We start from the raw sequence: 3203 nt of genomic DNA, 5'->3' as shown, positions 1-3203 counted from the left end.
CCTCTCTTCCCATCCGGATGGTTACGGACGCACCCGCTTCTATATTCTGATTCAGCAGCATATAGCCTGCAGCCGTCCCATCATGCATCTTGAACACAAGGCCGGTGATAAAGTGTTCATAGACTTCGCCGGTGACAAACTCTCCATCATCGACCTTGAGACGGGCGAAATCATCCCGGTGGAGGTTTTTGTCGCGATCCTTCCCTGCAGCCAGTTAACCTATGTGGAAGCGGTCATGAGCCAGAAAAAGGAGGACTTGATCCGTGCTTCGGAAAACGCCTTGTTATACTACCAGGGGGCTCCCTCCGCCATCATCCCGGACAATCTCAAGTCCGCCGTTACTAAGAGCAGTAAATACGAGGCCATCCTGAATGAGGACTTTGCAGCCTTTGCCGAACATTACGGCTGTACCGTAATTCCCGCCAGGGCTTACAAGCCACGTGACAAGGCACTGGTCGAGGGTGCCGTTAAACTGATCTATCGCAGTATCTATCCAAAGATACAGGAACGCGAGTTTTATGACCTTGATTCACTGAACGCGGCTATCCGTGTCGCCTTGGAACTCCACAACAACACTCCGCTGACAGACCGTAAATACAGTCGACGGGAACAGTTCGAGGAGATAGAACGTGATTCTTTACGCAAGCTCAATCCCATCCGTTTTGAACTCAAACAGCGTTACAGGGCTACCGTGATGAAAAACGGTCATGTCCGCCTGGGGGAAGACGCCCATTACTACAGTGTGCCTTGCGGCTATATAGGCAAGAAGGTCATCTTGTTATATACCTCACGCGAGGTATGCATCTATTACGGCTACGAGCTGATTGCTTCCCATACCCGCAACAGGGCCCGTTGCCGGTACACGACCCTGGAAGAGCACCTGGCTTCACACCATCGCTATATCACGGAATGGAACCCGGATAAATTTATACGTGAAGCGGCGGCTATTCATCCGGATGTGGAGGCATATATCCGTCAGGTTATGGAAGAGAAAAAGCATCCGGAGCAAGCCTATAAATCGTGTCAGGGCATTCTTAGCTTCGCACGCAGGGTCGGCAACACCCGATTGACCAATGCCTGCCGTTGGGCTACAAGTTACGGTCTGTACAATTATCCCATCATCGAGCGCATCCTTAACAACCGGCAGGATGAGTTCCCGTTGGAAGACAGTGCCGGGCAAGAAACGGAGATGCCTTCCCATGAGAATATCAGAGGAAAAGAATATTATCAATAAACCAACCAGATACAATATGGAAATGAATCAGGACACATTGGAAAAGATGTTAGGAATGAATCTTAAAGGTATGTATTATGCCTTTAAAACAAGTTTGGAAACACATCGGACAGAGAGCATGACTACCGACCAGTTCGTCTCATGGCTGGTCTCAAGTGAATGGGATGACCGCAGAAACCGCGCGGTAGAGAGAGCTATCCGTCAGGCCTCCTTCAGATACAAGGCCACCATTGAAGAAATAGACTTCTCAGTGGAAAGGGGGCTGGACAAGAATCTTACCCAGCGTTTGGCTGACCTTACGTTTGTCAGGGAACGCAAAGACATGTTTATTACCGGAAGTGCCGGAACAGGAAAAAGTTATCTGGCAACCGCTTTTGGCTTCCAGGCTTGCCAGAAAGGATATAAAGTACTATACGCCAACACATCCAGACTTATGGGGATGCTTAAGGTTGCCAAGGCAAAAGGTACAATCCTGCAAGAACTCAAGAAAATCGAGAGGTTGGATATGCTTATACTGGATGATTTTGGCATACAACCCTTCGATTCCCAAGGGCGGATGAACCTGATGGATATCATAGAGGACAGGCATGGTAAAAAATCCACCGTCATAACATCACAGGTCCCGGTAAGGGATTGGTATGACGTTATTGGAGAAAAGACGATTGCCGATGCCGTTCTGGACAGAATTGTACATCAGGCTATACGTATAGAGCTCTTCGGAGAGTCGCTACGCAAATGTAAAAGTAAAAAAGAATCGTTATATTTATAAACGAAATTTAATGTAGAACCCGGCATAACTGACAGGAAGAATACGAAGAAAACAAGAATGAACAGGATGGAAGAATGGAAAAATTTAACAGGGGTCAAATTGCTCTGAATTAAGGGGGCTACTTTGAGTGGATTTTCCATTTATAAACAAAAGGGTTATCTGTGTCCATTATAATACGGACGTTTATGGATTATTGTATAAAAAGCAAGAGGATACAATTCAAATGATTCTTCCTCTTGCTGTCATTGTCATATTTTCAATCCTTTCGGACGGTTTTCATCCTTGACATACAGCCCCGGACGACCGATTACGATATGGTTGTCAATGAAATTGCCCGTGGAACTTTGTTCATTTGCCGGACTGCGTATCTGTGGCGGTGTATCTCCGTGATATTGCGTCGGCCTGTTCCGCACGACTTCCGTTTCCGGCTTGACCTGCTGCCCTTCGTTCTCCTTGTCGGCGATTTCGGGCGTGGGCGCAAGTTCCAGTTGTATCTTGCGGTCGAGGGCGGCAAGTTCGGACTTCAACTGTTTCAGCTCGACCTCCTTCTTCCACACCTTGCCCGTTATCTCCTGTAACTGCGGTATCTCACGTTCCAGCACCTCATTCTTCGCCTTGTACTGGTCGATGATGGGGGGTATCCTCTCAATTGCGTTCAGGAAGTTGCGGGCGGCGGCCAACGGGTCAGCCATCGCCAGATGCCCGTTGTTGTAGGTGTACTTGTAGTTTCCTTCAACTACAAAACGGTTGTCGGTGAACTCCAAGCCCTCTTTGAGTATCCTCTCACTCACTACCTTTATCGGGAAACCGTAAAGCTCTCCGACCTGTGTGTAAAGCCCGCCCGTCGTGGTGTTCTTGGCTATCTCCTGCAAACGCTTTCCGATGACCTTCTCGTCTGTGGAGTCCACTCCGTCCACCTTTATCATATTAAGGCGGTTGCCCTCCTTGTCGGTCTGCACCACTGATAGGAAGCGGTTCCAGTCCTCCGTCATGGCATCAATGAAAGCCGTGTTGTTGCGCAGCTCACCCGTCTTCGACTCCAGCTTGAACTCCGAATCACGCCTGCCTTTGTTGAACGACTTGCGTTCCCCTTCGAGCGAGGCGATGCGCTTTTCAAGTTTAGCCTTGTCCAACAGGTCGGTGTTGCCGGAGAGCAATGCCATATATGGATATTCTCAACAAATTGACCCCCTATGGATT

At 48.7% G+C, this 3203-nt stretch carries 2 protein-coding genes and 1 pseudogene; 2 read left to right on the top strand and 1 reads right to left on the bottom strand.

Annotation, left to right across the window (positions count from 1 at the left end; genetic code table 11):
* Both istA and istB read left to right on the top strand, forming a co-directional pair.
* Positions 1-1234: IS21 family transposase (gene istA / locus C5O24_RS12050; protein WP_107681893.1), on the top strand; the 1234-nt coding region annotated here is incomplete at its 5' end.
* A gap of 16 nt (positions 1235-1250) precedes the next feature.
* The gene (gene istB, locus C5O24_RS12045) at positions 1251-2003 is read left to right on the top strand and encodes an IS21-like element helper ATPase IstB (RefSeq protein ID WP_009038478.1); all 753 of its coding nucleotides are present in this window, start codon (positions 1251-1253) and stop codon (positions 2001-2003) included.
* Between the two features lie 248 nt (positions 2004-2251).
* On the opposite strand, the pseudogene C5O24_RS12040 reads toward istB, so the two are convergent.
* Positions 2252-3169 (bottom strand): annotated as a pseudogene (locus C5O24_RS12040) (DNA methylase); the annotation flags it as partial.
* Between the last annotated feature and the right edge of the window lie 34 nt (positions 3170-3203).

Source organism: Paramuribaculum intestinale (genome assembly GCF_003024925.1).
GTDB classification, from domain to species: Bacteria; Bacteroidota; Bacteroidia; order Bacteroidales; family Muribaculaceae; genus Paramuribaculum; species Paramuribaculum intestinale.
The sequence above is the reverse complement of the archived record's forward strand: the minus strand, read 5'-3'. Positions and strand labels throughout refer to the sequence as shown.